The organism is Albidovulum sp., from assembly GCF_008933605.1.
Lineage (GTDB): Bacteria > Pseudomonadota > Alphaproteobacteria > Rhodobacterales > Rhodobacteraceae > Albidovulum.
The window spans coordinates 1-4,893 of sequence record NZ_WBUS01000198.1; the positions used below are offsets into that span (position 1 = coordinate 1).

The following is a 4,893-nucleotide window of genomic DNA, read 5'->3' on the forward strand; positions in this document are numbered from 1 at the left end:
GCTCCGCGCCCGGATCGCGCTCCTGCGCGCCGAGGGCGCGGCGATGCCCGACGTGTCGGACGAGCGCATCCTGGCCACGGCCGGGGACTGGCTCCTGCCGCATCTCGCCGGGCGGCGCAACGGGGCGGACCTGCGCGCGTTGGACCTGGCCGAGCCGCTTCGGCAGTGCCTGACGTGGGAACAGCAGCAGGACCTCGAAAAGCTCGCACCCGCCCAGTTCACCACGCCGCTCGGCCGGCAGGTGCCGATCGACTACGAGGGCGACCACCCGTCGATTTCCTTGCGCCTTCAGGAGCTTTTCGGCGTGACCTCGCATCCGGTGGTGGGACCGAAACGGCTGCCGCTGCGCATCACGCTCCTCTCGCCCGCGAACCGCCCGGTGCAGGTGACGCTCGACCTGCCCGGCTTCTGGGCGACGAGCTACGCCGACGTCCGGAAGGACATGCGCGGGCAGTATCCCCGCCACCCCTGGCCCGAGGATCCGACCGCGCATGAGCCGACGCTGCGGGCGAAGCCGCGCGGAACCTGAGCCTCAGCGCTTGTGGATCACGGCGACCTGGTCGCGGCGGGTCCTGTCGTAGCGGACCTGGAAGAGGAAGCAGCCCGAGATATCCGGTGCGAGTGCGGCGAACTCCGCCTCCACCGCCGGATCGACGTGACGGAAGGCGCGCGCCTGCGAGAACCCGCGGAACAGCTCGGCGGTCTTGGTGATCCCCGGCCGCTCGTAGGCCTCGGGCTGCCAGCGCAGGTCCTCGATGATGTAGATCCCGCTGGACTTCAGCTTCGGGAAAAGCTCAAGGAAGGCGTTCTGCTGATGGTGCGAGGCATGGCTGGCGTCGTCGAGGATGATATCGAAATCCGGCATGTCGACAGCCACGCGGGCGATGTTCGACCGCGCATCCATGTCGCATCTGTGAAAGGTGAAGCGGTCGGCGGCGAACCAGGAGAAGTCGGACACGTCGAGCCCGTGGATGCGCGCCTTGGGAAAGAACTCGAGCCACATGCGCACCGAAGGCAGGTCGGTCGTCCGCCGGTCAGCCGAGGCCCCGTGCTCGGGCCCGCCGATCTGGAGTCCCATTTCCAGGAAGGCGATGGCGCGGTTGCGGTAGGGCGTGAAGAGCATGTGGTAGAGCTCGGTGTAGCGGTGCTTGGTAGAGCCCTTGTCCGACCCGTACCGGTCCGCCAGATCGGTGAGGTTGACCGCACCCTTCGCCGCTTTCGTCGTCACGCTCGGCTCCCCCGCTCATCCCTGCCCGCCCGGGCGCTGCCCGCTTGGCGCGAGACTAGTCAGTCCGCTCAGGAAGGCCAAGCGCCAGCCGCATCGCCTTGCCCGCCGTGTGGCCCTCCTGCCTGCGCCAGGGGCCACCGGCCGGCGCCGGATCAGAGGCCGAGACACCAGCGGACGATCGCCTTCTGGGCGTGGAGCCGGTTTTCCGCCTCGTCCCAGATGACCGAATGTGGCCCGTCCATGACCGCGCTCGTCGCCTCGTCGTCGCGGTGGGCCGGCAGGCAATGCATGAAGAGCGCATCGGGCTTGGCGAGGCTCATCAGGTGCTCGTTCACCTGATAGGGGCGAAGCTGGTTGTGCCGCCGCTCGCGCGCCGACTGGGGATCGTGCATCGAGACCCAGGTGTCGGTGACGACGAGGTCGGCGCCCTTCACGGCCCGTTCCGGGTTGCGCTCGACGGTGATCGGGCGGCCCTTCGTGGCGGCAAAGTCCATCCAGGCGCGCTCGGGGTCGAGCGTCTCGGGTCCGGTGAAGGTCAGATCGAAGCCGAACTGCCCGGCGGCATGGGCGAAGGAGGCGAAGACGTTGTTGCCGTCGCCCGACCAGACGACCTTCTTGCCGGCGATCGGTCCGCGATGTTCCTCGTAGGTCATCACGTCGGCCATGATCTGGCAGGGATGGGTGCGGTTCGTCAGCCCGTTGATGACCGGCACGTCGGCATACTCTGCCATCTCCATGAGCGTCTGCTCCTCGAAGGTGCGGATCATGATGAGGTCGACATAGCGGCTGAGGACCCGCGCGGTGTCGGCGATGGTCTCGCCGTGGCCAAGCTGCATGTCGGCACCGGACAGCACCATGGTCTGCCCCCCCATCTGGCGCACGCCCACGTCGAAGGAGATGCGCGTGCGGGTCGAGGGTTTCTCGAAGATCAGGGCGACCATGCGGCCCTTGAGCGGTTGGTCGTCGTCCGCCTCGCCTTTCGGGCGACCGTTGCGCGCGGCCTTCATGGCGCGGGCCTGGTCGATGATGGCGCGCAGTTCCGTGGCGTCGGTCTTGTGGATGTCGAGAAAGCTTTGCATCGGTCGGTCCTTTCCCCGTGCCGGTGAGGGCGCTGCCCGCCCCCGGGCCTGCGGGGGTGTGTTCAAGCGGGGGAAGCTGCGGGCGCGGTTTCGAGGCTCGTGGCGGCGGCGTCGAGGCGGCGGACGGCCTCCGCGATCTCCTCGTCGGTGATCGTGAGCGGCGGGAGGAGGCGCAGCGTGTCGTCTGCCGCAGCGACCGTGAGGACATGCCGGCCGTAGCCAGCGGCGACCAGGTCCGCCGGCGCGACCTTGCACTTCAGCCCGAGCATCAGGCCCTGGCCGCGAACGAAGGCGAAGGTCGCCGGATGGGCGGCGACGAGTCCTTCGAGCTTCTGGCGGAAGAGCCCCGACTTGCGGCCGACCTCGTCCAGGAAGGCCGGGTCGGAGACGATCTCGATCACCTTGGCGCCCACCGCGCAGGCAAGCGGATTGCCGCCATAGGTGGAGCCGTGGGTGCCGGCCGTCATGCCAGCGGCAGCCTTTTCGGTCGCGAGCACCGCCCCGAGCGGGAAGCCCCCGCCGATCCCCTTGGCGACCATCATGATGTCGGGGGTAATCCCGGCCCATTCGTGGGCGAAGAGCTTCCCCGTGCGACCGACGCCGCACTGGACCTCGTCGAGGATCAGGAGCGCTCCGGTCGCATCGCAAAGGGCGCGGATCGCCTTGAGGTCCTCGTCGGGGATGGGCCGGATGCCGCCCTCACCCTGGATCGGTTCGACCATGACGGCGGCCGTCTTATCCGAGATCGCGGCTTTCAGCGCCGCCATGTCGCCCCAGGGCAGCTGGCGGAAGCCGGGCATGAGCGGCCCGTAGCCCTTCACCATCTTCTCCGACCCGGCGGCGGCGATCGCGCCGGTCGAACGGCCGTGGAAAGCGCCCTCGAAGGTCAGGATCTCGATCCGGTCGGGCGCGCCCTTCTCGTACCAGTACTTGCGCGCCATCTTGATCGCGAGTTCGGCCGTCTCGGTGCCGGAGTTGGTGAAGAAGACCGTGTCGGCGAAAGTCTTCTCCACCAGAAGGTCGGCGAGGCGCTGCTGTTCGGGGATCCGGTAGACGTTCGAGACATGCCAGACCCGGCCCGCCTGCTCCGTGAGCGCCGCCACGAGGCTGGGGTTCGCGTGGCCGAGCGCGTTGACCGCGATGCCGGCGCCGAGGTCGAGGTATCGGCTGCCATCCTCCGCCACGAGCCAGGAGCCCTCGCCCCTCACGAAGGCGAGGGGGGCGCGGTTGTAGGTGGGCAGGATCGACGGGAACATGGACGAACTCCGTAAGGGAAGGCCAAGGGGTGCCAAAGCGGGCGGCCGGTGTCAACGATGTCTGGGGGTTGGCGCGGAGCCAAGAGGTGACGGACGTCAGGCGCGGCTGCGGCGGCGTCGGGGGCGGGCAAGGATGCGGACCGGGTGCGTCATGGCCGCGCCTTAGCGGGAAAGGCGCCTTCTGTCCATGCCATTCCGTTTCCCTTCCGGGCGTTTGTCCCAATAATGTCGGCAGGTCCACGCCGCCGCAGGATCAGACGCCGGCGGGCCTGGGTTTGGGGCCGATGGCGATGCCGTTTTCGGTCGAGGAGTTTTTCGCGGTCTTTGCCCGCTACAATGCGGCAACCTGGCCCTTGCATGTCCTGGCCATCGCGATGGGTCTCGCAGTCAGCCTGCTTGCCCTGCGCCGCAGGGGCGCCCCGGCGCGGCTCGTTCTGACGGTTCTCGCCGCGTTCTGGCTCGTCAATGCCGTCGGCTATCACTGGCTCTACTTCGCGGTGATCAACCCAGTCGCGCGGGTCTTTGCGGCCGGCTTCCTCCTGCAGGCCACGCTCCTCCTCCGGGCGGCGACCCGGAGCCCGGATCTCCGCCTTTCCTTCCGCGGCGCACCGCGCGCGGTCATCGGCGGCTCTCTCTGCGCCTTCGCGCTCGTCCTCTATCCGGTCTGGGGCTGGCTCGCGGGCCATGCCTGGCCGGCCGTCCCCGCCTTCGGAGTCGCGCCCTGCCCGACGACGATCTTCACCATCGGGATGCTCTTCGGCGGCAACTGGAGGCGGGTTTCGCATCTCCTTGTCGTGCCGGCGCTCTGGGCCGTCATCGGCGGCTCCGCGGCGATCCTGCTGCGGGTCCCGCAGGACTTCGCCCTTCTGGCCGCGGCCGCGCTGGTCGCCGGGACCGGCCTTGCGATGGCCCTGCGCCGTCGCGTCTGAGCCTCTGCCCTTGCCTCGCAGCCGCTTCCCTTGTATCTCGGCGCGTCGCCGCTAGAATGCCGCCAACCAGAATTCCGGACCACCCGCACGCCCCTCCAAGGGGGCCCAAGGGATGGCCCCGAAAGCCCGAGGAACAACATGTCCTGGACCGACGAGCGCGTCGAGACGCTGAAGAAGATGTGGGCCGAAGGCCAGTCGGCGAGCCAGATCGCCAAGGAGCTTGGCGGCGTCACCCGCAATGCGGTCATCGGCAAGGTGCACCGGCTCGGCCTCTCGAACCGGGTCGGCGGCGCGCCCGAACCGGTGAAGGACCGGCCCGATCCGGCGCCGAAGATGGATGCAAAACCCGCCGCCGCGGCCAAGCCCGCCCAGCCGGCGGCGAAGCCGGCCCAGCCGGCGGC

6 protein-coding genes are annotated in these 4,893 nt (G+C 69.2%); 3 read left to right on the forward strand and 3 right to left on the reverse strand.

What is annotated here, in order from left to right; translation table 11 throughout:
- On the forward strand, positions 1-529 hold a 529-nt coding region (locus F9K34_RS17020), incomplete at its 5' end, for an ATP-dependent helicase C-terminal domain-containing protein (protein ID WP_291338307.1).
- A 3-nt stretch (positions 530-532) separates the two neighbouring features.
- Here the strand turns inward: F9K34_RS17020 and F9K34_RS17025 are convergent.
- From F9K34_RS17025 to F9K34_RS17035, 3 genes are all read right to left on the reverse strand, one after another.
- Positions 533-1,228, reverse strand: coding sequence for a hypothetical protein (locus tag F9K34_RS17025; protein WP_291338308.1), 696 nt, complete (start codon positions 1,226-1,228; stop codon positions 533-535).
- 152 nt (positions 1,229-1,380) lie between these two features.
- Positions 1,381-2,307, reverse strand: a complete 927-nt coding sequence (gene argF / locus F9K34_RS17030; protein ID WP_291338309.1) for an ornithine carbamoyltransferase — start codon at positions 2,305-2,307, stop codon at positions 1,381-1,383.
- Between the two features lie 62 nt (positions 2,308-2,369).
- On the reverse strand, positions 2,370-3,563 hold the full coding sequence (locus tag F9K34_RS17035; protein ID WP_291338310.1) for an aspartate aminotransferase family protein: 1,194 nt from the start codon (positions 3,561-3,563) through the stop codon (positions 2,370-2,372).
- 284 nt (positions 3,564-3,847) lie between these two features.
- Between F9K34_RS17035 and F9K34_RS17040 the strand changes: the two genes are divergently transcribed.
- Both F9K34_RS17040 and F9K34_RS17045 read left to right on the forward strand, forming a co-directional pair.
- Positions 3,848-4,492, forward strand: a complete 645-nt coding sequence (locus F9K34_RS17040; protein WP_291338311.1) for a DUF6064 family protein — start codon at positions 3,848-3,850, stop codon at positions 4,490-4,492.
- 138 nt (positions 4,493-4,630) lie between these two features.
- Positions 4,631-4,893, forward strand: a 263-nt coding sequence (locus F9K34_RS17045; RefSeq protein ID WP_291338312.1) for a GcrA family cell cycle regulator, incomplete at its 3' end; no start/stop codon positions are given.

Bases quoted from the DNA above. Each gene is read 5' to 3' on its own strand.
- argF (WP_291338309.1), bottom strand. From the start codon at position 2,307: ATGCAAAGCTTTCTCGACATCCACAAGACCGACGCCACGGAACTGCGC.
- F9K34_RS17040 (WP_291338311.1), top strand. From the start codon at position 3,848: ATGGCGATGCCGTTTTCGGTCGAGGAGTTTTTCGCGGTCTTTGCCCGC.
- F9K34_RS17035 (WP_291338310.1), bottom strand. From the start codon at position 3,563: ATGTTCCCGTCGATCCTGCCCACCTACAACCGCGCCCCCCTCGCCTTC.